The organism is Brucella sp. GW823-FHT04E01 (genome assembly GCF_058796175.1).
This window is the reverse complement of record NZ_JBXAIK010000001.1, coordinates 473,549-496,323: the sequence shown is the minus strand read 5'-3', so window position 1 is coordinate 496,323 and position 22,775 is coordinate 473,549. Positions and strand designations below refer to the sequence as shown.

Genomic DNA, 22,775 nt, shown 5'->3' with positions numbered 1-22,775 from the left:
CTAGACGATGGGCGCCTGCTGGTGTGAGTGGGCTTATATTCAGGAAGGTTCTGACTCGCAAGCCCCAAAAAACACTTTTCTGAAAAAAATCGAATGTACTGCAAAAATGGGGGAAACTTCGGCGGGTGGATTCCTTATTTCCTTGAATATAAAGACAAAAGAAAAAGCCGGATCATATGATCCGGCTTCCGTGTATCCTTGGGACGCCTCTTTTTTAGCCCTTGCAGCGCCAGTTCCAGTCGCGTTCCGGCCCAACGTCGACGTGAACCGAAGTCGTGTGGCAATAGGTGCCGACGCCGCCACGTCCCGACATGGACCGGGCGAAGCGAGCGACTTCCCACTTGGAAACGCCGTCGATCTGAATATCTGCGGCTGCACAGATCATATGGAGCGATTTGCGGGCACCATTGACTTTCCGGTTATAGGACGGGCTGCGATAGCCCGAAGTTACCATTACCGGACGGCGGAAATGCCGCTCCATGGTTTTCAGCATGGATACGAGTTGCGGCTTGAGACAGGCAACATCGACGGTCTGTCTTTGTACTTTCAGGCCATTGGGCGCAAGGCGGGCAAGACCCGGAGCCGAAGCAAGTGTTACGCTCGCAAATTCATCATCTTCGTTCGCGTCAATATCGCTATCGTCATAAAGACTGTTGCGATGCTTGATTTCAACGCCGCCATTGGGGCGCACGCCCGGCAGCGAATAATTGTATTCATGCTTCGCAGATGGCGAAACCGGTTTGGCGACAGCAAGCTTCTTGTTTTCGGTTCTGTCTGAGCGTTTTCCGGTCGATTCGTCCGAGAAAAGTCGGGATATGCTGCCTTGCGAAGCCGTTGGGCGCTGCGGCGAGGCGTAAGCGCTCTTCGTGGAGCCGAACAATGAAGCGACCTGAACGGGCTTTTCAGCTTCGGCAGGTTTTGCCGCTGCGGTTTGCTGTGTTTCTGCAGCTTCGGCAGGCTTTTCGTCCTTTGCCGGTTCCTGCTGCTTTTTCGTGGTTTCGGCTGGAGCGGCTGCCGCAGGTTGTTCTGCGGCTTGCGCAGGTTCAGGTTCAGCGGGCTTGTTGCCACCGAACATGCCGAAAAGCGATGAACTCTTCGGCTGCTGCGGGGCGAGGGCTGCTACCTGTGCGGGCTGTTGTTCCGTGGCCGTTGCAGTCTCGACCGGTTTTGCCTGCTCTTTATTATTGGTGTTTGTCGCTTCAGCCACTGTGGCGGGTTTAGTTTCGCCCGGCTTGGCTTCGGCCTTTTTCTCTTCTGTCGACGGAGTTGCAGCCGTCGCTTCTGCGGCAGCTGTCTGATCGGCGGCACTTTGCAATGTGTCCGCAATCATGGAGCCACCGGTTGCAGAGGTCATCTGGAGCGGTTTGCCGTCAAGGCCTGTACCGGTTGACGTGCAGGACGCGACAAGAAGCGCAAGCAAAGCCACGCTGCCTGAAAGAAACCTGCCGGTGGTCCGGTGTGTAGAATGCGCAAATTTCAACAGTCTGCTCCAGCTCGATTTCCCTGACCAGTTTGGCGACCCGAATCCATTCGGGCCTACCTGGTTTCGGGAGATCGGCTCTCCCGTGCGAGGCTGACATCATCCCTGATGGCTATCGTCCCCACAGCTCCCGACTGTTCGTGCCGGGAAAGAAATTCAGAAATATCAGCGTGTTATGATGGTCACTTCAGAGTTATGACTGTCATTTCGCTGTATTGGACAAATCACCTGATTGGCAATTGGTTACCAATTTTTAAGTTTTTTAATCGCCGAGCGCAACTATTGATGCACATTTAGAGTTAAAAGACTTCGCAGTCCGTGCGGAATATTCGACAATAACGAAATATTACTTTATGTAACCATTGGTTACATTCGCCGTTCCTATCCGTCGCGCACGATAGTCTGCGAGCCCTGATCCGGCTTCACGGCAAGGCGAATTTCCGATTTACATCACTCACTTGTTGACAGGGTGCCTCGACTTGGTGCTATCCCTTCGCAATTGCTTTATCTTTGTCTGGTGTTGTGGCCAACGGCACCTTATGCGGCATTAACCGGGAACAGAAACATGACCAATCGCACGCGGCAGATCGCCAATCTTTTGCTGGCAGCAACGGCGGCGGCGATGCTCACGGCATGCGCGGGCGGAAAAGAGTTTCAGGGTACGCCGCAGGAAGGTGCTTCGCGCACCGGTGTTTTCCCCACATTCGGCCATATGCCGAAGGCTGCGACCACGCAGATCACCGCAGAAGAAAAGCAGCAGCTTACAACCAAGCTTGATGCCGACCGCACGCGTCTGGCGGCATCCAGAGGCACTGGCGCCGGCTTCACGCCCGCCGAGGCTGCGAGCTTGCGTCAGCAGGCGCAGCAGGAAACGGACGCTACCCTGAAACAGATCGAAAGCGGGGAAGAGTAAATCCTCTTCCTTGGTTTTTTGGCGCGCATCTTATCCGAAAACCGTTTCACACTTTTCGGGATGTGCTCTAAAGACGAAATCCGCGTTCTTTGACGCGGCAACACGTCTCGACCCGATTCGAGAACAGGTGTATAGCTCCATTGCGGCGCATACGCGCCATTACGTTCAACCCTCCACTGGAACAGGATCATGTCGGAAGAATTCCATAAAGTCCGTCGTCTGCCCCCTTATGTCTTTGAACAGGTCAATCGTCTGAAGGCATCGGCGCGAGCGGCGGGTGCCGACATCATCGATCTGGGCATGGGCAACCCCGATCTGCCGACCCCGCAGAACATTGTCGACAAGCTGTGTGAGGCCGTGCAGGATCCGCGCGCGCATCGTTACTCCTCATCCAAGGGGATTCCGGGGCTGCGTCGCGCGCAGGCACAATATTATGCGCGCCGCTTCGGTGTGAAGCTCAATCCCGATACGCAGGTCGTTGCCACGCTCGGTTCCAAGGAAGGTTTCGCCAATATGGCGCAGGCCATCACCGCGCCGGGCGATGTGGTTTTGTGCCCGGACCCGACCTATCCGATTCACTCCTTCGGCTTCATCATGTCGGGCGGGGTGATCCGTTCAGTTCAGGCCAAGCCGGATGATACCTTCATTCCGACACTTGAGCGCGGCGTGAAGCACTCGATCCCGAAGCCGATCGCATTGATCCTGAATTTCCCGTCCAACCCGACGGCCTATGTAGCAACGCTTGATTTCTACAAGGATGTCGTCGCATTTGCGCGCAAGCATGACATCGTCATCCTGTCGGATCTAGCCTATTCGGAAATCTACTTCGATGGCAATCCGCCACCGTCGGTGCTGGAAGTGCCGGGCGCCATGGATGTGGCGGTGGAGTTCACCTCCATGTCGAAGACGTTTTCCATGCCGGGCTGGCGCATGGGGTTTGCGGTTGGCAATGAGCGCCTGATCGCGGCTCTTACCCGCGTGAAGTCCTATCTCGACTATGGTGCGTTCACACCAATCCAGGTTGCCGCGACGGCAGCGTTGAATGGTGACGGTTCGGACATCGCCTATGTGCGCAATGTCTATAAACAGCGCCGCGATGTGCTGGTCGAAAGCTTCGGTCGGGCGGGCTGGGATGTTCCGCCGCCAGCGGCAACCATGTTCGCCTGGGTTCCGATCCCTGAACGCTTCCGTCCACTGGGTTCGCTCGAATTTTCCAAGCTTCTGGTCGAGCAGGCCGATGTGGCCGTTGCGCCGGGCATCGGTTTTGGCGAACACGGCGACGATTATGTGCGTATCGCGCTGGTCGAGAACGAACATCGCATTCGTCAGGCCGCGCGCAACATCAAGCGGTTCCTCTCCACCAAGGATGAGAACCTGCAGAATGTGATACCGCTCGAAGGTCGTCGCGGATAATATTTCAAAAGGCTACGGGCGGCATCATGCAGCCCGTGGCATCTCACCCGATAAGCCACTCCATACAGAAGGTCGATATAATGAGTGATGCATTACGGATCGGCGTTGCCGGGCTCGGCACCGTTGGTGCTTCGGTGTTGCGTATCCTGCGTGACAAGTCCGAAATGCTCACGCGCCAATGCGGCAAGCCCGTAACGGTTACGGCGGTCAGTGCCCGCGACCGCACGCGGGACCGCGGTATCGATCTTTCCGGTATTGCCTGGTTCGACGATCCGGTGGAACTGGCCAAATCTGCCGATATCGACGTTTTCGTCGAGCTGATCGGCGGTGAGGACGGCCCGGCCAAGGCTTCCGTGGAAGCAGCTCTGCGCGCCGGTCGCCATGTCGTCACCGCAAACAAGGCCCTGCTTGCGCGCCATGGCGTTGCGCTTGCCAAGATCGCCGAAGACAAGGGCGTTCTGCTCAATTTTGAAGCGGCTGTTGCGGGTGGCATTCCGGTCATCAAGGCGATGCGTGAATCGCTGACCGGCAATACGGTTTCGCGCGTCTATGGCATCATGAACGGCACTTGCAACTATATCCTGACCCGGATGTGGGAAGAGGGTATTTCGTTTGAAGACTGTCTCAAGGACGCGCAGCGCCTCGGTTATGCTGAAGCTGATCCGACGTTCGACATCGAAGGTAATGATACGGCGCACAAGCTGGCGCTCCTGACCAGCCTTGCCTTTGGTACGCAGATCGCTGCCGACGATATCTATCTGGAAGGCATCAGCAATATCTCGCTGGCCGATATTCGCGCCGCTGATGAACTCGGCTATCGCATCAAGCTTCTGGGCGTCGCGCAGAAGACCGATACGGGCATTGAACAGCGCGTGCACCCGACCATGGTGCCGACCTCGTCGGTCATCGCGCAGGTTCATGGCGTCACCAACGCCGTGGCAATCGAAACCGATCTTCTGGGCGAGCTTTTGCTTTCCGGTCCCGGTGCAGGTGGCAATGCGACGGCTTCCGCCGTGATCGGCGATGTTGCGGATATCGCCAAGAGCCGTCCGGGTTTCCAGCACGGTCCTGTGTTCGGTACGCCTGCCAAGGCATTGCAGCCTTACAAACGGGCCAAGATGCGCAAGCATGCAGGCGGTTACTTCATCCGTCTGACCGTCCTTGACCGCATTGGCGCTTTTGCGGCCATTGCCAAGCGCATGGCTGAAAACGATATTTCGCTGGAATCGATCGTCCAGCGTCCACCAATGGATGGCGCAGCCAACGAAGGCATCAAGACGGTCATCCTCGTCACGCATGAGACGACTGAAGCAGCCGTCAAGAAAGCGCTGGAAGCAATCCTCAAGGACGATCATCTGGTCGATAAACCGCAGATGATCCGCATCGAACGCGCCGGGTGAGAACCGGCGTGCCTGCCTCTCTTGCAGGTTGGATTCACCTTTGTTATGAAAGCCGGGTCGGATTTGATCCGGCTTTATTCGTTTCAAGAGACAAAACAGGAAAAGGAGGGCTGTATGATGTATGTGACGCGTCATGATCATCACCGTCAGCACGGCCCCGATTTTGCCCTGCATAAGTAACTTGTGCAGGGCGGAAAAAGACTGAAATCACTGTCTTGTTCTGCCTTTTCCTGAAGGCGCGGTCGTTGAACCGCTGCCGGACATTCGCCAGCACATCTATTCGTGTCACGGTTTGGAAACCGGACATTCGTGCGTGGCAGAATTGGGCTGATTGCCATGTCTCTTGTTTCTATCCAGAATCTTTCCCTGACCCTTCATGAACCTCTGTTTGCCAATCTCGATCTCGTCATAGGCGAGGGCGAGCGGCTTGGCATCGTCGCTGCCAACGGGCGCGGCAAGACCAGTCTTCTGCGTCTCCTTGTCGGGGAGGGCGATCCGACACTTGGCACCATCACGCGGTCGCGCGGGTTGAAGATCGGCTATGTCAGCCAGTATGTGCCCGAAAACCTGTTGAACCGCAGTTTCTATGAGGTCGTGCTGGATGGGCTTGACGAAGAAGAGCGCGATTATGAAAGCTGGCGCGCCGATATCGTGCTGGATGACCTCAACGTCACCGAAGAACTGCGGCAGCGCTCCATCGGGCAGTTGAGCGGCGGCTGGCAGCGGCTTGCACTTCTGGCGCGCGCTTGGGTTTCCGAACCTGATGTTCTTCTTCTCGACGAACCGACCAACCATCTGGACCTTGAAAAAGTGAGGTTGCTGGAAGACTGGCTGAATGCGCTGCCGCGTTCGGTTGCGGTGGTGGTCAGCAGTCACGATCGCGCATTTCTGGATGCGGTTACGAAGCGAACGCTGTTTCTGCGGGCGGAAAAATCACCGGTTTTCGCCTTGCCATATAGTCAGGCGCGTGTTGCGCTCGATGAAATCGACGCGGCCGATGCCCGGCAATTTGAAAAGGACATGAAAACAGTCCAGCAGTTGCGCAAGCAGGCGGCGAAGCTCAACAATATTGGCATCAATTCGGGTAGTGATCTGCTTGTGATCAAGACCAAGCAGTTGAAAGCGCGGGCCGACAAGATCGAGGAAAGCGCCAAGGCGGGGCATGTGGAGCGCTCAGCCGGCAAGATCATACTGAGCAGTCGAGGCAGCCACGCCAAGGCACTGGTTGTTCTCGATCAGGTCGAAATTGCCACGCCCGATAGGCGACTTCTCTTCAAGACAGGACAGCTTTGGATCAATCCCGGTGACCGAATTGTTCTGCTGGGGGCCAATGGCATGGGCAAGACCCGGTTGCTGACGCTCGTGCGCGAGGCCATCCTTGCGCCGGATCAGGCACAAGCCGGTATCAAGGCAACGCCGTCACTGGTGCTTGGATATAGCGATCAGGCCCTGTCGGAACTTCGCTCGAACTGGACGCCATTCGAGACGATTGCAAGAAGGTTCGATATTGGCGACCAGCGGACGCGATCCTTGCTGGCCGGGGCGGGCATGACGCTTGAAATGCAGGCCAAGCCGCTTGAACGCTTGTCTGGCGGGCAGAAGGCGCGACTTGCCATGCTGGTTCTGCGACTGACCAATCCGAACTTCTATATTCTTGATGAACCAACCAATCATCTCGATATCGAAGGTCAGGAAGCGCTGGAGGTGGAACTGCTGCGCAACGAGGCGGCGAGCCTGATCGTCTCGCATGACCGCAGTTTTGTTCGCAATGTCGGCAACCGTTTCTGGATGATCGAAAGAAAAAAGCTGGTCGAAGTGGAAACTCCGGAGTTTTTCTTTGATGGAATCGGAAGCTGATTGCCCGCAACATCTTTTGGTTGTTTAACAATTTCTGCAACTTCTGGCCGGGTGTGAGCGTTCACATCCGGCCCGGGCATGAAACGAAGCGTGTATAGCTTAAATCGATTAAGAGTTTGAGCGTACATTGTTTTTAGCTCTATCGCCCTTGCGGGGGGCGGGGGACTTTGACAAAAGGTTTGCACAGTGTCGCTATAAGAGGCGGCAATCGCGGGCTTCATGCGCCGCGTCCACGCAATTCGAATTCAGGACTTTGTTCAAATGGCCAAGACCGCAGAGCAGCACCCCCACGGACTGGATCGCATTCTCACACTCGAACTGGTCCGCGTGGCCGAGCGTGCAGCGGTCGCCGCGGCGAGGCTGCGTGGCCGTGGCGACGAAATGGCTGCTGATCAGGCCGCCGTCGATGCCATGCGTCAGGAATTGAACCGTCTTCCGATCGCCGGAACGGTTGTTATCGGTGAAGGCGAGCGTGACGAAGCGCCGATGCTCTATATCGGCGAAGAAGTTGGCACCAAGCAGGGACCGGACGTCGATATCGCGCTTGATCCGCTGGAAGGCACCACGATTTGCGCCAAGAATCTGCCGAACTCGCTTGCTGTCATCGCGATCGCCGAGAAGGGCAATCTGCTTTATGCGCCTGATGTCTACATGGAAAAGATCGCCGTTGGTCCGGGCTACTCGAAGGGCGTCGTGGACCTTGATGCCAGCCCGACGGATAACATCATGTCGGTCGCCAAGGCGAAGGGCGTGAAGCCGAATGAAATCACCGCCTGCATCATGGATCGTCCGCGCCATGCCCGTTTGATCGAGGAAGTGCGGGCGACCGGCGCTGCCATCCGCCTCATCGGCGACGGTGACGTGGCCGGTGTGATGCATACGACCAACCCGGACGAAACCGGTATCGACATCTATATCGGTATTGGCGGCGCGCCTGAAGGCGTTCTGGCTGCGGCAGCGTTGCGCTGCATTGGTGGCCAGATGCAGGGTCGTCTGCAGCTCAATACCGATGAAAAGATTGCTCGTGCCGCGAAGATGGGCATTGCGGACCCGAAGAAGGTCTATTCGCTGGAAGAAATGGCCAAGGGCGACGTTCTTTTTGCCGCTACCGGCGTGACGGATGGCAACATGCTCTCCGGTGTGAAGTTTGCCCGCGACTATATCCAGACGCACACTATCGTCATGCGTTCAAGCTCGCAGACGGTGCGTGAAATCAAGGCAAGGCATCAGGATCTGTCCAAGTTCTAGGGGATTGCGCGAGAACGGTTCAGCCTAAATCTTGGCAGGATTGAGCGTAGAATAGTCAAAGGCGGCATTGCAAAAATGCCGCCTTTGTCATGTTCTCGTTATCTCAGGTTTTGGGCATAGACTGCAATGCTTTCAGAACCAGCTTTGTGATATCCGCGTGGATGTCCGCACGCGGACGGCGGGCATCGTCACTGCAAATGGGGTCTACCTCACCCGCAGATTTGAGCCGGTCTGCAGCGCCTTTCTTGCATTCGGGCAGAAAGCTGAAATGGGTTGCGCCAGCGACAGTGACATAAGTTCCCTGCGGTGTGATCGATGCCAGCTTATCGGCAACCACTCCCGTAGGGATTGTCTCAACTTCTCCAAGATTGATGAAGCTCATGGGAATTGAAATCGATGCAAGGCTTTGTGCATCGTAAGCTTGCGCGAGGCCGGGGTCGATCATTATGGCTGACGCGATGCGGCGGTCGAGATTGGATTGCTCGAAGCGGCTCTTGTCCACTGAGCGCAGATCGACTTTATCGACTTTTATCTGCTTATCATCTCGGTAGCCGATGCCGCCAGCATACCATGCGCAGTCCCACTTGCCGTAGGTGTCGCAATAACGGGCATAAGCTTCGAGATTGGCTCTTGCCCCCGCAATTTCCATTGCTGCGGCGCCGCCGAGCGAGAAGCCGAGAACGCTAATCTTGTTTTTGTCGATTATTCCGCTCCATGCGGGATCTGTAGTCATCGTATCGATTACTGCTGACAGGTCGCCTGTGCGTTGCCAGATTTTCGGCGTGTCTTGTGGGGTGGAATCACCGCTGGTCGTGCCGGGGTGATTGGGGGCCGCGACGATAATGCCTGCCTTGACTAGTTCGGTTGCAAGCCAGGCCATACCCTGAGCGCGGCCGCCGGAGCCATGCGACATGACAAGCAGTGGGAAGCTACCCTTTTCCGGTGTGGCGTCGATTACAGCCGGAGCGCCTTTGAAAATTATATTGTCCCCGATAAGGGTAGCTTTGCCATCGATTGCGGCTGGGTACCATACACTGACTTCAAGATTGCGGCCCGGTTCAGCGCCGCTGATTTTGATTTCTCGCTGGCCGACATCATGGGCCTGGCTGGGTACGGCGATAAAAAGGGTGAGAAGGGCGCTGACGATATGAAAACGAAACATGGTTATCTCCCGTGGTTGACAGAACACGGAAAACGTCACCTGTTTTCGCGAGAGTTGCGTCCTTAATCATGATTCAGGTCGTTTCTAATCGCGATTTCGGCCATGATCGGTTGTCTGCATATTGATCGTGTGTGCTTTATGATTTTCATTCCTTTGCCATTCGTCTCCACACTTTTGCTTCTGTTACTGCTGGCCGTATTGCTGCACCGTTTCGGTTGGAACGGAGCGAACCGCCCCTTCCTTTTCGTGTTGGGATTGAGTGCCTTGCAATCCCTCATTGTAGGACTGCGCTGGGGCTATGGCGTTACGGAACTCCGCTATGTTTTACCTGTTCTGGCCAGTTGTTTGCCGGGGCTGACGCTCACGAGTTTCAGAAGCCTGATCCATCGGGATGAAGCAGGCGATAACGTTCTTGGCTGGTTTCACGTGTTGCCGCCATTTGGTGTTGCTGCACTTGTATATTTTGCACCGGGTCTGATCGATCTGGCGCTGATTGGACTTTACGTTGGCTATGCATTTGCCCTGTTGTTGCTTGGGCGCTCAGGTCCAGATGCATTGGATGCGGCACGCCTGGATAGTGCGGTGGCAGCGCATCGGGCTCTTGTGATTGCTGCTGCATCGCTGTGCCTTTCTGCCTTGTTTGATCTGGTGGTGGTTCTGGATTTCCAATGGCAGAAAGGCGATTCTGCGGCTGCGATCATCGGCAATGGCAATCTATTGGGTCTGTTTCTCATCGGCCTGACAGCGTTGGTGGCAGCCCGCGCGAAAGTCGCGCCGGAACTGGATTTCGAAACAGCACCACCCGAACCAAACGCGGAAGCGGATCGCAATGTTCTGGACAAGATCGAAGCGCTCTTGACTGAACAAAGACTTTTTCTCGATGAGAACCTGACGCTATCGCGGTTGGCGCGGCGCGCCTGCATTCCGACACGTCAAATATCGGGAGCCATCAATCGGCTGACAGGCAAGAATGTTTCCCGCTTCATCAATGACTATAGAATTGCCGAAGCTTGTCGGCGGCTTCAAAAGTCCGACACTTCTATAACGGCTGTAATGTTTGAATCCGGATTTCAGACCAAATCGAACTTCAATCGCGAGTTTCGACGGGTGACGTCGCTTAGTCCCGCTGATTGGCGAGATAAAAATCGTCTGTCTTGACCGTTTGCCGCCTTTTGTGTCTTTAGAAACTTATGACGACAGAGCGCTTTTTCCTCGGAATAAAACAATCCGCAACCGGACAGAAATGGGTAGACCGGCTTGGCCTGCGGGAGGCCAATACGGCGCTTGCCATTGCGCAGCATCACGGCATTTCCGATCTGGTTGCACGCGTGCTTGCCGGGCGGGGGGTGTCGGTAGAAAACGCGCCGGAATTTGTCGATCCGACGCTGCGCAATCTCATGCCCGACCCGGCGACGCTCACAGATATGGAAAATGCGGCAAGCCGTATTGCCGATGCCATTCTGCGTCGCGAGACCGTGGCCATTTTTGGCGATTACGATGTCGATGGGGCGTGTTCTTCCGCCTTGATGGCGCGTTTTCTCAAACATTACGGCATTCAGCACTCCATCTATATTCCCGACCGGATTTTTGAAGGTTACGGCCCCAATCCCGATGCCATGCGCGATCTGGTCGCCAAGGGTGCGACCCTTATCGTCACAGTCGATTGTGGCACCAACAGCGCACCGTCGATTACAGCCGCCAAGCAGGCTGGAGCGGATGTCGTCGTGCTCGATCACCATCAGGTCGGCGGCGATCTGCCTGAAGATGCGGTGGCTATCGTCAATCCCAACCGGGAAGACGATATTTCGCAGCAGGGGCATCTTTGCGCCGCAGGCGTGGTCTTTCTGACATTGGCACAGGTGACCAAAATCCTGCGTGAGCGCGGCAAGGGACCAGGCCCTGATCTTCTTTCCCTGCTCGATCTGGTGGCGCTGGCAACGGTTTGCGATGTGGTGCCGTTGACCGGCGTGAACCGCGCTTTCGTCGTCAAAGGACTGGTCGTTGCTCGGTCGCAGAGCAATGTCGGCCTTGCGGCTTTGGCGCGCGTTGCCCGCATTGGCGAACCGCTCAATGTCTTTCACCTCGGCTATCTCATTGGGCCGCGCATCAATGCTGGCGGGCGTATCGGCGATGCGGGGCTTGGCGCTCGATTGCTCACGCTGGATGATCCCGCAACCGCGGATCGTATTGCCGTGGAACTTGACCGGCTCAATCAGGAGCGTCAGGCCATGGAAGCCGAGATGCTTATGGAGGCGGAAGCGGAAGCTTCGCTGGAAATATCCGGCGGTGCGGGCGCATCGGTGATCGTGACGGCAAGTGACCGCTGGCATCCCGGTATCGTCGGGTTGCTGGCCTCGCGGCTTAAGGAAAAGGCCCGGCGGCCAGCCTTTGCCATTGCTTTCAACGCCAATGGTGTCGGATCGGGTTCCGGTCGCTCGATCATGGGGCTTGATCTCGGCAAGCTGGTGCGGGGCGCGGTGGAACGCGGGCTGCTCGTCAAGGGTGGTGGCCATGCCATGGCGGCCGGTATCACCATCGAGCGCGCAAATCTCGGCGCGTTGCGGGCTTATCTTGAAGAAGAATCGGCGCATATCGTTTCGCGCCTGCGCGAAAACCAGAGCCTGTCCATCGACGGTGCGCTGGCCGCATCGGGCGCAACAGTGTCGCTCTACGAAGCCTTGCAGAAGGCTGGGCCCTATGGTTCTGCGCATCCGCAGCCTATATTGGCGCTGCCGCATCATATATTGGCCGATGTGCGTGGCGTGGGGCGCGATCATGTGCGTGTCGCGTTGCGTGGCGCGGATGGAAAGCGCGTCAATGCCATCGCCTTCCGGGCGGCGGAAGGCGATCTGGGGCGCTTCCTGTTCAACAATATCGGTCAGAGCGTCCATGTGGCAGGCAATCTGTCACTAAATCATTGGAATGGCTCGGTCACGCCTCAGATACAGATTCTGGATGCCGCTTTGCCTGTTTAAAGTTTCGGGCTCGTTTGAAGGTTCTGGGTCCATTTGAAATTTCTGGATTTTTTGTCTTCACGCTCTTGTGAGGTGTGGGGGCGAATTCCCATATGAGCACTGATTTAAACATTCAGACATGACTCTAAGTGGGAGAAACCGATGCCGGGTTCCGGAAGCCGCCTGACCAAACTGACAGCTGCAATGGTATTAGGGCTGATTGCCTCTTTTGCTGCGGTCGATTTCGCCGAGGCTCGCCGTGCGGGCGGTGGCGGTTTCGGCAGCCGTGGCGCGCGCACTTATCAGGCGCCAGCGCCGACGCGCACTGCACCTAACAATGCCGCGCCGATGGAACGTTCGATGACGCCGAATACCGGCGCGACGCAGACCAACCGTCCGGGCGCAACAGGCACGCAGAATGCTGCGCAGGCACAGCGTTCCGGCGGTATGTTCGGTAACTTCGGTCGTTCCATGCTGGGCGGTCTTCTCGTCGGTGGCCTGATCGGCATGCTGCTCGGCAACGGCCTTGGCGGTCTTGCCGGCATGTTCGGCCTGTTGTTGCAGGTTGCGGTGATCGCGCTCATTGCGATGTTTGTCATGCGTATGTTCGCAAATCGTCGCCAGCCGGCAGCGGCGGGCGCCGGTAACACAGGCGCACAGCCTTTCGGTGCGGCAAAGACAGCAGCCCCGCAAGCTGGTTCACAGGCCGGTTTTGGTGGTCGTACGCCTTCGGTGAACCCGTTCGAGACCAAGCAGGCAGCCGCTCCGGTCACTCCCGCCGCTTCGGCGGTTGAAGATGAACCGATGGATGTCGGTCAAGAGGATCTGGATCGTTTCGAACAGATGCTTGCTGAAGTCCAGACCGCTTATGGCCGCGAGGATTATGCAGCGCTGCGCAAGCTCGCTACCCCGGAAGCCATGTCCTATCTGGCGGAAGAACTGGGCGAGATCGCTTCCAGCGGCATGCGCAACGAAGTGAAGGACGTCAAGCTTCTGCAGGGTGACGTTTCCGAAGCCTGGCGCGAAGGCGATGTCGAATACGCAACCGTTGCAATCCGCTATTCGGCGATCGACGTGATGCTGGATCGCAATACCGGCGCTGTCGTCGAAGGCAATCCGGATGAGCCGGTGGAAAGCGTTGAACTCTGGACGTTCACCCGCACGGATGGCGGTGAATGGCTTCTCGCAGCCATTCAGGGAACGGAATAACCGTTCAGAATTGAGAAAAAGCCCGGTCGTGAGACCGGGCTTTTTGTTTTACGCATGTCTTTTTCCCGAAACCGGCTTCCACTTTCGGGAGACATGGTCTGTTACCAGCTACCGATATTTTCGGCTGAAGCCCAAGGCTCCTGCGGCGCCAGACGGTCGCCCTTCTGGATCAGTTCGATGGAAATGCCATCGGGCGATTTGATGAAGGCCATGTGCCCGTCACGCGGCGGACGATTGATGGTGACGCCTGCATCCTGCAGCTTCTGGCAAGTGGTGTAGATGTCATCGACCATATAGGCGAGATGGCCGAAATTGCGGCCGCCCGTATAGGTCTCCGGATCCCAGTTGAAGGTGAGTTCCAGTTCCGGCGCCCGCTCTGCCTTCGCCCGATCCGTATCGGAGGGCGCAGCAAGAAAAATCAGCGTGAAGCGGCCTTTGTCATTTTCAGTGCGGCGGATTTCTTCAAGGCCGAGTTTGTTTACATAAAAATCGAGAGATTCGTCGATGTCGCGAATTCGGACCATCGTGTGCAGATAGCGCATAGTCTTTTCCTCGGCTGTTGTAATTCGGGCGGTTGACGTTCGGGAAACGCAAGGACATCGAATCCGATGTCGGAGGCCGAACGTCAAGTTATCATGGACAGAGTGACGTTCAAAAATTTTGAGCAGCAGATGTGACCGGAAATGTCCTGAACATGTCATTGCCAAATTGACGACCGGCCATATTTCAGGTGGTGGGTCAGTTTCAAACGCTGCTGTGCCGGGAAAAGTAACCATGAAGTTGTGAAGTCTGTGGTCTTCATGGGGACGGATGCAAGTTTGGGCTTGCCGCCTCCGGTTAAGGAAGTGTTATTCTTTGGACAAGAATCAGGTCGGAATCGCAACGGAAGAACAGAGGAGGGGCGAACGCATGGCGGACAAGTCTGTGTCTAATGACCAGTTTCACAGCCAGCACGCCTCGGAAGAGCTGGGCGATATCATCGAAGTCTCGGGCCATATCAAATGGTTCGACGTAGCCAAGGGCTACGGCTTCATTGTTCCAGACCAGCCGGGCCTTAATGACATTCTTCTCCATGTGACGTCACTGCGCCGCGACGGCTTCCAGACTGCTCTGGAAGGTGCACGCATCGTTTGTGAAGTTCGCAATGGCGATCGCGGCCTGCAATGTTTCCGCGTCCTGTCGATGGATACGTCTACTGCCGTTCACCCGGCGCAGATGCCGCCACAGCGCACTCATGTGACTGTTACGCCGTCGAGCGGCCTTGAGCGCGTGATCGTCAAGTGGTTCAACCGCACCAAGGGCTTCGGCTTCCTGACGCGCGGCGAGGGGACGGAAGATATTTTCATCCATATGGAAACGCTGCGTCGTTTCGGCATGATGGAGCTGCGCCCCGGTCAGGTCGTGCTTATTCGCTTCGGCGAAGGCGACAAGGGCCTGATGGCGGCTGAAATCCATCCGGATATCGGCACGGCAATCCCGGTTTCGCATTAGAGCATGTCTCCCGAAAGTGGGAACCGGTTTCGGGGTAAAGACATGCTTAAAAACAAATGGATAGAGCGGTTCCAATGATTCCGCTTTAACCAGAACGGATCTAGGGCGCGACCGTTAAAAGCGCGCCAAATTTCTCAATTCTTGTAACAAGCAGGTGAAGGCCGCTTTGTGCGGCCTGAGCGGTCTTGTCGTCACTCCGTCCCGTTGCTAGGTTCCAAGCCTGTTTGTTTACAAGCAAGTTTGTTTATCTGAGTGGGCAGGGTATGGGCCGCATTTTTCTCGCTTTTGCATTTGTTTTCTTCGCATTCGTTGCTCAGGCCGATGAGACACAGCCGATGCGGCTGCCGGTCGACAAGGAACCGCTGACATTCATTACCTCCAATGGCAACAAGGTAAATTTTGCGCTGGAAGTGGCTGAAAGCGACGATGCGCGTGTGCGCGGCCTGATGTGGCGCACGGATTTTCCCAAGGATCGCGCCATGATCTTCGTGTTCGGAGAAATGCGCCGTGTCATGATGTGGATGCAGAATACACCGTCGCCTCTTGATATGATTTTCCTTGATGACAAGGGACGCGTATCGGCCATTCACCAAAATGCGGTGCCATTCTCCGAAAATATCATTTCATCTGAAGTGCCGGCAGCGTATGTCGTGGAGGTTCTGGCCGGTACGGTTAAACGAACCGGGATAAAGATTGGTGACAAAGCGGTCCATCGTGTGATTTGTGGCGAATGCCGGTCGTGACGCTGCTGTAATAAAATCAAGAGGAATAATCAGGTGAGTGCCCTCGATATCGAATATTTCGAACATGACGGTTTGCGTCTGGCATATCGTCAGGACGGAGAAGGCGATCCGATCCTGCTCATTCATGGCTTTGCTTCTTCAAGTCTCGTCAACTGGGTTTCGCCCGGCTGGTTCCGTACGCTGACCGAAGCCGGATACCGCGTTATCGCCATCGATAATCGTGGGCACGGGCTTTCCGCGAAGCCCCACGACACAGACGAATACACGCCGACCAAAATGGCGGCTGATGCCGCAGCCCTGCTCGATCATCTCGGGATCGAAAAGGCGCATGTCATGGGCTATTCCATGGGCGCACGCATCACCGCATTTCTGGCGATTGAACACGCCGAGCGCGTTCATAGCGCTGTTTTCGGCGGGCTTGGCATCGGTATGGTGACTGGCGCTGGCGACTGGGAGCCTATTGGCGAGGCGCTGCTTGCAGAAGATCCGACCACGATCACCCATCCACGTGGGCAGATGTTCCGGAAATTTGCCGACCAGACGAAGAGTGACCGTATCGCCCTTGCAGCCTGTGTGATTACCTCCAAGGAGCTGGTTCCCGCCGCTGCGATTGCACGCATTATGCAGCCTGTTCTCGTGGCCGTCGGCACGACCGATGATATTGCAGGCAGCGCGCAGGAACTCGCCGATCTTCTGCCAAATGGACAGGCCGTCGATATTCCGGACCGCGACCATATGCTGGCCGTTGGTGACAAGGTCTACAAGCAGGCGGTGTTGCAGTTTTTGAAAGAAAATCCGCTCTGACGGGAATTTGATCTTGGACAAAGAGCGCGCCGACAGGGCGCGTCAAATTCGGCTGTGTCAAGGCAAACCATTTTAAGTTATGCTGCGCGCCGAACTCGTATTGCGGCGTGGGGACTGAGCGAAAGTTCGGCTGCCGTCTCCTCCTCGCGCGGTGCAAAACTGGAGTATGCATATGTCCGTTCGCACATCAGCGAAAGCGACCCCCGGTCTGGGGCAGGTCGATCCTATCTGGCATTCCATCCGTGCCGAAGCGGAGGAAGCCGCCAAGAACGATCCCGTATTGGGCACGTTCCTTTATGCGACGATCCTCAACCAGCCGAGCCTGGAAGATGCGGTCATGCATCGTATCGCCGAGCGTCTCGGCCATGCCGATCTGAGCGCCGATATTCTGCGCCAGACCTTCGACGCGATGCTGGATGCCAATCCGGAGTGGTCGCAGATTGTCCGCGTTGATATTCAGGCGGTTTATGATCGCGATCCGGCCTATAGCCGCTTCATGGACCCTATCCTTTATCTGAAGGGTTTCCATGCGATCCAGACCCATCGTCTGGCGCATTGGCTTTACCATGAAGGCCGCAAGGATTTTGCCTATTACCTGCAAAGCCGCTCGTCATCGATCTTCCAGACCGATATTCATCCGGCCGCACGGCTTGGCAGCGGCCTTTTCCTTGATCATGCGACCGGACTTGTGGTCGGCGAAACAGCGTTGATCGAAGACAATGTTTCGATTCTTCACGGTGTCACACTCGGCGGTACGGGGAAGTCGAGCGGCGACCGTCATCCGAAAATCCGTCACGGTGTGCTGATCGGTGCTGGCGCGAAAATTCTCGGCAATATCGAAGTCGGTCATTGCTCGAAAATTGCAGCCGGTTCGGTGGTTCTGAAGCCTGTTCCGAACAATGTCACGGTAGCCGGTGTACCGGCCCGGATCATGGGCGATACGGGTTGTGCCGAGCCTTCCCGCGTCATGGACCAGATGCTGGGCGAAGGGATTTAGGCGATACATCGTATCGTTGCAGCTTGAACAAGGCCGCTTGCTGGTTTTTTCCAGTATGCGGCCTATATTCTGTCTAAAGAGGCTATTGGACGCCAACATCCCTTGAGTCCCCGTTTATCGGGGGTTTACATAGGAAATTGCCGGGTGCAATAAACCGGCTCAATTCAATATCAGGAGAAGCCGGTTGAAACCCGAAGAACTCAAAAAACTGGACGCCTATTTCAAACGGACTTTCAATAATCCCGGCCTGCAGGTGAAGGCGCGTCCGCGCAAGAACGACTCCGCCGAGCTTTACCTCAACGACGAATTCCTGGGCCTGGTCTATAAGGACGAGGATGAAGGCGAACTCTCCTACAATTTCTCGATGGCCATTCTTGACGTCGATCTTTGATCAGTCACGGCAATCGCGTCGCGAACGACGCTGATGCCGGGCAGGAATGTTCTTTGACGCCCTTTCCTATGGAGAGGGCGTTTTGTTGTCCAGATATGACTCCAGATATGACTAATGAGGATTCATGAAGATCATCGCTGCTACGCTGGCCCTTTCTGTCATGCTGCCGTCAGTCGTCCGTGCGCAGGCTATCGAGGATGACGGAACCTGCCCGAAGCTCGCAGAGAACTTCAAAACCATCTATTTCGGATTTCCTGATATCAAAAAGGATTCCATCGCGCGGATCGCGAGCTGGAAAGCCTCTTGCGCGAGCAAGGCGCCCGTCGGCAAGGAAAATGTCGTCGCTTTATGCACCGCCCATATGACGAGCGAAGGCAGCGTTTTCTTCTGGATCAAGGCGGGCGTGGAATCAGAGCTGAGCGGTTATGAGATTTGCGATTATCCCTGAGAACGCCAGATAGTTTTGACCCTTGGGTGTCTTTATGAAATTCGGTTTTTCATTGGCCATGCTTTTGGTGGCCCTGTCCTTAGCGGCGCGCGCAGAAGTCCTCGGCACTATCGAAACCGGGCAGGACGATGGCTCACGATCGGTCATTGAGATCCTCGATGAACCGCAAAGCATCGGGAAATGCGACGGCGCTTATGCCGCCGCAGCCTATGTTATGGACCACAACTACTCGCTTCTCGCAGGAAAAGGATGCTGGAAGTTTCTTGGGTCGGCAGAAATACTAAAGCTGGAGATCGTGCTGGCTGCCACGGAGGAGCATCTTTTGAGCGGCGTTCCGCTCAGCCAGATCAAGTTCGCTGAAGACGGTCGCTCCAAATTTCAGTATCTGGTTGGGCAATAAAGCGTGTCGCGCTTTATCAATTTGAAAGGCACGCTTTAAGCTTTTGTTTTCAAGCATGTCTTTATCCCATCGTAGCGGGGATCAGAAATCAGTCCAGTGAACCGATTTCCCCGCGGAGGCGGTTCCCACTTTTAAGCAACATGCTTTGAGATCAGTCGATCTGTTTCGTATCGTTTCCCAGAAGATGCGCGTTCGCAAAATCGACGATCGCCTTGTCCAGTGACTTCCATTCGCCAAGCATGGAGCGGGGGAAGCGATAAAGTATCTGCAAGTCGCGGCCGAACTGGACGTCGCGCTCGCATGAATTGAAGCTTTCCGCACCGCTATCCGCAAGACATCGTGCAACGAATTCCGGCTTGCCGCTGCTCGGATCGGACAGGACGAGTTCCTCGCCCTTGTAACCGCTGCTTTCCAGAAAACGGTGTACCGTCAGGTTTCCGGGGGCGGTTTCCCCGTTCGGGTCTATCAGCTCGGCATAGATGGCCAGATAGCGCCCGCTCATGTCGCGGGACATGGTTCGCTGTTCGATAGACATGAAAATGAGATGCCGCTTCGAAGTGAGAAGGTTGAAGATGGCGCGGTCGCGTTCCGTATAGCCGGTAAGGCCCGGCCAGCGGGCATAAAGATCGAGACGCCTCGTCACCCCGTCACGTCGCTGGTTCGAAAAGCGGATCATATTGGCTGGAATCGACAGGACATTGTTGCCAATGATGATTTCATAACCGTGCGTGCTGTCGGAGTGTCCGCCGCGCGCAATCAGCGGGCCAAGCAGACGCCCGCCAACATTTACGGCAACCGAAAGCAGAATCAGGACGATAACCGCCAACAGCAGCCAGCCGAAGAGGCGGCTTCCCATTTTCGAGGCGGTGTAATCTGGTGCTGTTTCCATCTGGGTGTCATGGTGATGATATTGCAAAAGAATATCGGTCTTTTATGGTTAACAGAGCGTGAAGTCGTGCTTGTATGACTGCTTGAAACGGCTTAGCGATTCAATATCGAGTTTGCTGATGGAGGAAGAACATGCCGATCTATGCATATAACGGGCACAAGCCGCTATTCGCGGACCGCAGCAGCAACTGGATCGCGCCTGATGCGACCCTGATCGGCAAGATCGTTGTGGGTGAGAATGCCGGGTTCTGGTTCGGTGCCGTATTGCGCGGCGATAATGAGCCGATCACCATTGGCGATGACACCAATGTTCAGGAACACACCATCATGCATACCGATATCGGCTTTCCGCTCACAGTCGGTGCAGGGTGCACCATCGGGCATCGGGCCATACTTCATGGCTGCACCGTTGGCGACAACACATTGATCGGTATGGGAACCATCGTTCTCAACGGCGCGAAGATTGGAAAAAACTGTCTGATCGGGGCAGGGGCGCTTGTGACCGAGGGCAAGGAAATACCGGACAATTCGCTGGTCGTCGGTTCTCCTGCGCGAATCCTCCGGGAACTGGACGATGCTGCGGTCGAGAAACTCAGACTTTCCGCGGAGCATTACGTCGAGAAGGCCCGGTCTTTCATGCGTGGGCTGGAGCCGGCCTGAAAATAAAAAGGACGGGGCCAGAGGGAGACTGACGGCCCGTCCTTGTTTGTTTTGTCTTTTGGTTAGTTCTTGATGCTGCCGACCAAGAGTTCGCGGTCGCTCTTGATTGAGACCCAGCTACCGGTGTTCGTGGTCGACTGGCGCTTGAGATAGGTATAGTCGGTCTTGTTCCAGGCGAGAACGCGGGTATCGAGATTGTCGAGAATGAAGTCGCCACGGTCGGTGCGAACGGTCAGAACCGCATGGCCTTCACCGTTTGGCTGGCGAACCACTGTGAAAAGCAGCGTATTTGCCGGGATGCCGAGCGCCATCAGTTCACGACGCTTCAAAAGCATGTAGTCGTCGCAGTCACCGACTGTTGTCGGATATTCCCAGTATTCCTCGCGACCCCAGGCTTCCATATCGGTCATCGGCGCAATCTTTTCGTTGACGCTCGCATTGACCGCGATGATCTGTTTCCAGATTTCCGGTGTCAGCTTCAGCATATTGCTGTTGCGGCTGGTGATGTTGCATTCGGACTTGTAGCGATCGCAGAATTCGTAGTGGCCAATCGGCTGCGAAGTGCGTTCGCCGGTCGTCATCCACGGTGAATTGGAGGCGGGGCTTGCTGCCTCTGCCAGTCCGATTCCAAGCAGCATCAGGATGGCTGCGATGATTGTTTGTTTTGTCATTCTTTTGTCTCCCTGTTGGAGACCAAGATGACTTAGACAATTTGAAGGCACGCAAATTTGCGCGCGAAAATGCGAGTCAAATTCGATTAAAACTGCAAATAACGCTGAAACTTTTTGTCAACGAACGGACAAATTCAGGGCAAAATGGGCTGTTTTTGCGGCTTTTTCGTGAATGCGGGCATTTCGTGGTTTGCCATTCCGTAACCTTGACGCGCGTTCATCTTTTGGGCGGATGCTTTCAGCCGAAAAGATTGTCCAGCGTTGTGCTGGTCTGGATGGTGGCGAACTCGATTGCAAAGCCGCCTTGGAAATGACGGACGACAGTTCCCCGGATCGGTCCAAGCATGACGCCGCTCTTGATCGCGGGCTTGAACTCGCTTTCGATTGCCGCACCGGAAAGCGAAAGGTCCGCAATGCGGCACAGTCTTTGGGCGCCATCGGCAAAAGTAATGTTCTGCTGGGTCTTGCGTGGCACAACACGTTCGTGACGGCGATCTTCGGGCAGGGCAAGTTCGTGCTTGTTGGCAAGCCAGGTCAACTGTGCGGAAAGCTTGTCTTTCTTCTGTTCGGAGGTCGACAGGAGAATGTGGAAACCTTCGGATGTAACCTCGTTGGCAATTCCTTCAATCCGTCCCACGTGATCGATATAGGCGATGATCCGTTCGCCGTTGCGCGGCGTTGCAATTCCGCTCATCAGGGCAGTTCCGGGCGACATACGCTTGATGATGCAGGGAAATTCGCTGCGATTTTCCAGCATGTAGCGACCGTTGAGATCGACATTCACGGCGTTGAAATTTTCCTGCCGCACATTGCTTGCAGTAGATGCCGCAGCAAATCTATTCATCAAAGCCGATCCATCTCGAAATTGGGTACTCTTATTATCCGTCACAATACAGTAGCCGTCGATAAAGAGAAATCGCGATTTCAACCCTACGTCAGGCTTTGCCGCCCTTGATGACGCGCAATTTCGGAGCGGCGTGCTCCTGTGGCTGCGTCAGGCGAACATTCGTCCATTCCCGGCCTGTTCGGGGTGCATTCACCGTGATGGCAGCCGATTTTCGGATGTCATCCGCAAGAATCAGATCGGGCGCCACCGGGTCGATGGAATTCAAATGCCCGAGGACGATTGGATCGGCTCCGACCCATGCGACGGAATCAAGCACGGCGATGCTGCCAAGCAGGCTGATCTGCCCGTTTGGCGCCTCCAGCGGGGCGAGAAACATTTCCAGCCCGAGGCTTCGCCCGGACATGCTGATTCCCACATGCGATACGAGGGCAGGGACTTCCAGGCTACTTACATTTTCCGACAGTTCGCCAAGGGCTGCCCGGTCCCGCTCGGACCAGAGTGAGAGAAACCGTGTGTTCTTCAGTTCGCGACCGAAAAGGGTGCAGATGCGTGTTCCGGCCAGACGAAACGACAGGTCGCCGTCTTTTTCAGCCTCAAGGAAGAAGAGGTCGGATAGATGGCGCCCGAGCTTGCGCGGCTCGATCTGTTCGCGCATCGGCGCGCGAAAGAAACCGCTTTCAGTGCGGGCCAAGCGCTGCCATTCGGCGAAAATCGCGATCGTACTGCGGTGTTTCATCATGCGCCGTTGATTTGTCCGTTGCACGCGGAGGCTGGCTCCGCTGTTGAACGCATTAAAATA

23 protein-coding genes are annotated in these 22,775 nt (G+C 55.9%); 16 read left to right on the top strand and 7 right to left on the bottom strand.

Annotation, left to right across the window (positions count from 1 at the left end; genetic code table 11):
* Nucleotides 1-214: 214 nt before the first annotated feature.
* The gene (locus AC1RHM_RS02580) at nt 215-1,480 is read right to left on the bottom strand and encodes a YcbK family protein (protein WP_010659875.1); all 1,266 of its coding nucleotides are present in this window, start codon (nt 1,478-1,480) and stop codon (nt 215-217) included.
* A 565-nt stretch (nt 1,481-2,045) separates the two neighbouring features.
* Here AC1RHM_RS02580 and AC1RHM_RS02575 point away from each other — a divergent pair.
* The 5 genes from AC1RHM_RS02575 to glpX all read left to right on the top strand — a co-directional run bounded on the left by AC1RHM_RS02575 (nt 2,046) and on the right by glpX (nt 8,311).
* Nucleotides 2,046-2,393, top strand: a complete 348-nt coding sequence (locus tag AC1RHM_RS02575; protein ID WP_010659876.1) for a hypothetical protein — start codon at nt 2,046-2,048, stop codon at nt 2,391-2,393.
* Nucleotides 2,394-2,582: 189 nt separating this feature from the next.
* Nucleotides 2,583-3,806, top strand: coding sequence for an LL-diaminopimelate aminotransferase (locus AC1RHM_RS02570; RefSeq protein ID WP_010659877.1), 1,224 nt, complete (start codon nt 2,583-2,585; stop codon nt 3,804-3,806).
* 80 nt (nt 3,807-3,886) lie between these two features.
* A complete protein-coding gene (locus tag AC1RHM_RS02565) occupies nt 3,887-5,206 on the top strand; it encodes a homoserine dehydrogenase (RefSeq protein ID WP_010659878.1) in 1,320 nt (439 codons plus the stop codon).
* A gap of 336 nt (nt 5,207-5,542) precedes the next feature.
* Nucleotides 5,543-7,063: an ABC-F family ATP-binding cassette domain-containing protein gene (locus AC1RHM_RS02560; RefSeq protein WP_010659879.1), complete on the top strand. Its 1,521-nt coding sequence runs from the start codon at nt 5,543-5,545 to the stop codon at nt 7,061-7,063.
* Nucleotides 7,064-7,324: 261 nt separating this feature from the next.
* On the top strand, nt 7,325-8,311 hold the full coding sequence (gene glpX, locus AC1RHM_RS02555; protein WP_010659880.1) for a class II fructose-bisphosphatase: 987 nt from the start codon (nt 7,325-7,327) through the stop codon (nt 8,309-8,311).
* A gap of 103 nt (nt 8,312-8,414) precedes the next feature.
* Here glpX and AC1RHM_RS02550 read toward each other — a convergent pair whose 3' ends face one another.
* Nucleotides 8,415-9,473 (bottom strand): alpha/beta hydrolase family protein, encoded by a 1,059-nt coding sequence (locus tag AC1RHM_RS02550; protein ID WP_010659881.1) that lies wholly within the window; start codon nt 9,471-9,473, stop codon nt 8,415-8,417.
* A gap of 138 nt (nt 9,474-9,611) precedes the next feature.
* Between AC1RHM_RS02550 and AC1RHM_RS02545 the strand changes: the two genes are divergently transcribed.
* The 3 genes from AC1RHM_RS02545 (at nt 9,612) to AC1RHM_RS02535 (ending at nt 13,636) form a co-directional block, all read left to right on the top strand.
* Nucleotides 9,612-10,631, top strand: coding sequence for a helix-turn-helix domain-containing protein (locus tag AC1RHM_RS02545; RefSeq protein ID WP_010659882.1), 1,020 nt, complete (start codon nt 9,612-9,614; stop codon nt 10,629-10,631).
* Between the two features lie 32 nt (nt 10,632-10,663).
* Entirely contained in the window at nt 10,664-12,448 is a 1,785-nt protein-coding gene (gene recJ / locus AC1RHM_RS02540) for a single-stranded-DNA-specific exonuclease RecJ (protein ID WP_010659883.1), read from the top strand.
* Between the two features lie 141 nt (nt 12,449-12,589).
* Complete coding sequence (locus AC1RHM_RS02535) at nt 12,590-13,636, top strand: Tim44 domain-containing protein (RefSeq protein ID WP_010659884.1); 1,047 nt, start codon at nt 12,590-12,592, stop codon at nt 13,634-13,636.
* Nucleotides 13,637-13,737: 101 nt separating this feature from the next.
* On the opposite strand, the gene AC1RHM_RS02530 is transcribed toward AC1RHM_RS02535, so the two are convergent.
* Nucleotides 13,738-14,178, bottom strand: coding sequence for a VOC family protein (locus tag AC1RHM_RS02530; protein WP_010659885.1), 441 nt, complete (start codon nt 14,176-14,178; stop codon nt 13,738-13,740).
* 367 nt (nt 14,179-14,545) lie between these two features.
* Between AC1RHM_RS02530 and AC1RHM_RS02525 the strand changes: the two genes are divergently transcribed.
* The 7 genes from AC1RHM_RS02525 to AC1RHM_RS02495 all read left to right on the top strand — a co-directional run bounded on the left by AC1RHM_RS02525 (nt 14,546) and on the right by AC1RHM_RS02495 (nt 18,910).
* Nucleotides 14,546-15,127, top strand: coding sequence for a cold-shock protein (locus AC1RHM_RS02525; RefSeq protein WP_010659886.1), 582 nt, complete (start codon nt 14,546-14,548; stop codon nt 15,125-15,127).
* A gap of 263 nt (nt 15,128-15,390) precedes the next feature.
* Entirely contained in the window at nt 15,391-15,870 is a 480-nt protein-coding gene (locus AC1RHM_RS02520) for a DUF192 domain-containing protein (RefSeq protein ID WP_010659887.1), read from the top strand.
* Between the two features lie 33 nt (nt 15,871-15,903).
* Complete coding sequence (locus tag AC1RHM_RS02515) at nt 15,904-16,674, top strand: alpha/beta fold hydrolase (protein WP_010659888.1); 771 nt, start codon at nt 15,904-15,906, stop codon at nt 16,672-16,674.
* A 172-nt stretch (nt 16,675-16,846) separates the two neighbouring features.
* Nucleotides 16,847-17,671: a serine O-acetyltransferase gene (gene cysE / locus AC1RHM_RS02510; protein WP_010659889.1), complete on the top strand. Its 825-nt coding sequence runs from the start codon at nt 16,847-16,849 to the stop codon at nt 17,669-17,671.
* Between the two features lie 184 nt (nt 17,672-17,855).
* On the top strand, nt 17,856-18,062 hold the full coding sequence (locus AC1RHM_RS02505; RefSeq protein WP_010659890.1) for a DUF3126 family protein: 207 nt from the start codon (nt 17,856-17,858) through the stop codon (nt 18,060-18,062).
* A 124-nt stretch (nt 18,063-18,186) separates the two neighbouring features.
* The gene (locus tag AC1RHM_RS02500) at nt 18,187-18,510 is read left to right on the top strand and encodes a hypothetical protein (protein ID WP_010659891.1); all 324 of its coding nucleotides are present in this window, start codon (nt 18,187-18,189) and stop codon (nt 18,508-18,510) included.
* Between the two features lie 34 nt (nt 18,511-18,544).
* Nucleotides 18,545-18,910, top strand: a complete 366-nt coding sequence (locus tag AC1RHM_RS02495) for a hypothetical protein (protein ID WP_029376086.1) — start codon at nt 18,545-18,547, stop codon at nt 18,908-18,910.
* Between the two features lie 151 nt (nt 18,911-19,061).
* Here AC1RHM_RS02495 and AC1RHM_RS02490 read toward each other — a convergent pair whose 3' ends face one another.
* Nucleotides 19,062-19,799, bottom strand: coding sequence for a hypothetical protein (locus AC1RHM_RS02490; protein ID WP_010659893.1), 738 nt, complete (start codon nt 19,797-19,799; stop codon nt 19,062-19,064).
* A 131-nt stretch (nt 19,800-19,930) separates the two neighbouring features.
* On the opposite strand from AC1RHM_RS02490, the gene AC1RHM_RS02485 reads away from it, so the two are divergent.
* On the top strand, nt 19,931-20,458 hold the full coding sequence (locus AC1RHM_RS02485) for a gamma carbonic anhydrase family protein (RefSeq protein ID WP_010659894.1): 528 nt from the start codon (nt 19,931-19,933) through the stop codon (nt 20,456-20,458).
* A gap of 62 nt (nt 20,459-20,520) precedes the next feature.
* Here AC1RHM_RS02485 and AC1RHM_RS02480 read toward each other — a convergent pair whose 3' ends face one another.
* From AC1RHM_RS02480 to AC1RHM_RS02470, 3 genes are all read right to left on the bottom strand, one after another.
* A complete protein-coding gene (locus AC1RHM_RS02480) occupies nt 20,521-21,129 on the bottom strand; it encodes a transglutaminase-like cysteine peptidase (protein WP_010659895.1) in 609 nt (202 codons plus the stop codon).
* A 238-nt stretch (nt 21,130-21,367) separates the two neighbouring features.
* Complete coding sequence (locus tag AC1RHM_RS02475) at nt 21,368-21,973, bottom strand: PilZ domain-containing protein (RefSeq protein ID WP_010659896.1); 606 nt, start codon at nt 21,971-21,973, stop codon at nt 21,368-21,370.
* Between the two features lie 91 nt (nt 21,974-22,064).
* A complete protein-coding gene (locus AC1RHM_RS02470) occupies nt 22,065-22,712 on the bottom strand; it encodes a PAS domain-containing protein (protein ID WP_029376087.1) in 648 nt (215 codons plus the stop codon).
* Between the last annotated feature and the right edge of the window lie 63 nt (nt 22,713-22,775).

Bases quoted from the DNA above. Each gene is read 5' to 3' on its own strand.
- AC1RHM_RS02575 (WP_010659876.1), top strand. From the start codon at position 2,046: ATGACCAATCGCACGCGGCAGATCGCCAATCTTTTGCTGGCAGCAACG.
- AC1RHM_RS02570 (WP_010659877.1), top strand. From the start codon at position 2,583: ATGTCGGAAGAATTCCATAAAGTCCGTCGTCTGCCCCCTTATGTCTTT.
- AC1RHM_RS02565 (WP_010659878.1), top strand. From the start codon at position 3,887: ATGAGTGATGCATTACGGATCGGCGTTGCCGGGCTCGGCACCGTTGGT.
- AC1RHM_RS02560 (WP_010659879.1), top strand. From the start codon at position 5,543: ATGTCTCTTGTTTCTATCCAGAATCTTTCCCTGACCCTTCATGAACCT.
- glpX (WP_010659880.1), top strand. From the start codon at position 7,325: ATGGCCAAGACCGCAGAGCAGCACCCCCACGGACTGGATCGCATTCTC.
- AC1RHM_RS02550 (WP_010659881.1), bottom strand. From the start codon at position 9,473: ATGTTTCGTTTTCATATCGTCAGCGCCCTTCTCACCCTTTTTATCGCC.
- AC1RHM_RS02545 (WP_010659882.1), top strand. From the start codon at position 9,612: ATGATTTTCATTCCTTTGCCATTCGTCTCCACACTTTTGCTTCTGTTA.
- recJ (WP_010659883.1), top strand. From the start codon at position 10,664: ATGACGACAGAGCGCTTTTTCCTCGGAATAAAACAATCCGCAACCGGA.
- AC1RHM_RS02535 (WP_010659884.1), top strand. From the start codon at position 12,590: ATGCCGGGTTCCGGAAGCCGCCTGACCAAACTGACAGCTGCAATGGTA.
- AC1RHM_RS02530 (WP_010659885.1), bottom strand. From the start codon at position 14,178: ATGCGCTATCTGCACACGATGGTCCGAATTCGCGACATCGACGAATCT.
- AC1RHM_RS02525 (WP_010659886.1), top strand. From the start codon at position 14,546: ATGGCGGACAAGTCTGTGTCTAATGACCAGTTTCACAGCCAGCACGCC.
- AC1RHM_RS02520 (WP_010659887.1), top strand. From the start codon at position 15,391: ATGGGCCGCATTTTTCTCGCTTTTGCATTTGTTTTCTTCGCATTCGTT.
- cysE (WP_010659889.1), top strand. From the start codon at position 16,847: ATGTCCGTTCGCACATCAGCGAAAGCGACCCCCGGTCTGGGGCAGGTC.
- AC1RHM_RS02500 (WP_010659891.1), top strand. From the start codon at position 18,187: ATGAAGATCATCGCTGCTACGCTGGCCCTTTCTGTCATGCTGCCGTCA.
- AC1RHM_RS02495 (WP_029376086.1), top strand. From the start codon at position 18,545: ATGAAATTCGGTTTTTCATTGGCCATGCTTTTGGTGGCCCTGTCCTTA.
- AC1RHM_RS02490 (WP_010659893.1), bottom strand. From the start codon at position 19,799: ATGGAAACAGCACCAGATTACACCGCCTCGAAAATGGGAAGCCGCCTC.
- AC1RHM_RS02485 (WP_010659894.1), top strand. From the start codon at position 19,931: ATGCCGATCTATGCATATAACGGGCACAAGCCGCTATTCGCGGACCGC.
- AC1RHM_RS02480 (WP_010659895.1), bottom strand. From the start codon at position 21,129: ATGACAAAACAAACAATCATCGCAGCCATCCTGATGCTGCTTGGAATC.
- AC1RHM_RS02475 (WP_010659896.1), bottom strand. From the start codon at position 21,973: ATGAATAGATTTGCTGCGGCATCTACTGCAAGCAATGTGCGGCAGGAA.
- AC1RHM_RS02470 (WP_029376087.1), bottom strand. From the start codon at position 22,712: ATGAAACACCGCAGTACGATCGCGATTTTCGCCGAATGGCAGCGCTTG.